This window comes from Brevibacterium yomogidense, from assembly GCF_016107685.1.
Lineage (GTDB): Bacteria > Actinomycetota > Actinomycetes > Actinomycetales > Brevibacteriaceae > Brevibacterium > Brevibacterium yomogidense.
This window is the reverse complement of the sequence record NZ_JABASY010000018.1, coordinates 1-1,354: the sequence shown is the minus strand read 5'-3', so window position 1 is coordinate 1,354 and position 1,354 is coordinate 1. Positions and strand designations below refer to the sequence as shown.

Below are 1,354 nucleotides of genomic sequence, written 5' to 3'. Positions count from 1 at the left end.
GACATAGTTGACAGTTGAGTCTCAAGACATAGTTGACACTTCGGAATCTGGTGGGCCGGTGTCGATGTACCGGTTCAGCCCGGTGGAGAACTGGGTCGGTGGCCACACCGTGGAGGTCAGGAACGTTCCTTCGGAATCAAAGATCTCCAGGTGGTCAACGTGCGACACGATGTGAACGATGTGGCCGGCCCAGTCACGGCCCAACATGAACCTCTTACCCCAGACGCGAAAGCCGCCGCGAGTTCCCGCCTGGCGCGTGTTCACCGCATCGGTGGCTGCTCGACGATCCTCGTGGATCCGAATCGTCTTCGCGGGCGGACTGATCGGGTCGCCAGGTGGAGCGACCTTCGCTAACGACGCGTACATCTGCCCGGGAGTCGTATGCGGGGGCAGAGCTTGGTGACAGCGTTCGTGGTTGTACCACTGCGCGTAGGCCAGAAGCACGTCATCCAGCTCACTTCGAGTGTTGGGGGCATGCGCGTCGACGAACGTGATCAGGCTCTGGTGGGCACGTTCGATCTTGCCCTGGGAGCGTGGATGTCCGGGCTTGCCGGTGATCATCTTCACCCCGAGATCGTGGAGGAACCTCATCAGCTGTGTGGTGCGCCCGTAGCGCTCCCGATTGAACGCTGTGCCGTTGTCCGTATGGACGAGCACGGGTCGGCCGTAGACGTCGATCGCGCGGGCGAACGCTTCGACGACCGCGGCAGAGGTTTCCTCGTGGTCCGGATGTAAGCCAAGGACATACCGGGTCGCGTCATCGATGATGTGGATGATTGTGACCGCTTTGCCAGTGCCCAGAGTGATGCCCACTCCGTCTGCTTGCCACCGCTGATTGGACAGTTCCGCCGCGAAGCGCTTGTAGGAGGTCTTGGGGCGTTTCTTCTTGTTCCGGACAGGCAGGTGTGCACGATCAAGAATGCGCGCGATGGTGGCCCGTGACGGGACTGGTTCCGGACCGGTGCGGTTGAGGGCATCGCGGATGGAAAGAGGACCGTAGTCCTTTCCTTCTGCTAGAAGTGTCGCGCGTGTGCCTAGGACTGCGCTGGTGACGATCGCGGACGTGGCCCGAGGGCTGCGGTGAGGGCGGGTGCTGGCTTTGATGGTGACTGTGTCGGGGTTCGTGGCAACGCGTTTTCGGATGCTGTGGAACCATGCGCGAGAGACTCCGTGTTTTCGGCAGAACGCGGTGATCGCACCGTGTTCTGCCGTCGATGGCCAATCGATGACTTGTTGACGCACTCGATCCGAGATCTGGTTCATTCGAGCGAGTGTCAACTAAGTCGTGAGACTTCTGAAGTGTCAACTATGTCTTGAGACCTAGTTGTCAATTATGTACTGAGACATCACACCG

The 1,354-nt window shown here is 60.0% G+C and carries 1 protein-coding gene; it reads right to left on the bottom strand.

Features of this window, described 5'->3' with window-relative positions:
* Nucleotides 1-21: 21 nt before the first annotated feature.
* The gene (locus JFC09_RS16195; RefSeq protein ID WP_198395084.1) at nt 22-1,263 is read right to left on the bottom strand and encodes a DDE-type integrase/transposase/recombinase; all 1,242 of its coding nucleotides are present in this window, start codon (nt 1,261-1,263) and stop codon (nt 22-24) included.
* Nucleotides 1,264-1,354: the final 91 nt, after the last annotated feature.

What these genes read in the sequence shown, in the direction of transcription:
- JFC09_RS16195 (WP_198395084.1), bottom strand. Translation starts at nt 1,263, where the DNA reads ATGAACCAGATCTCGGATCGAGTGCGTCAACAAGTCATCGATTGGCCA.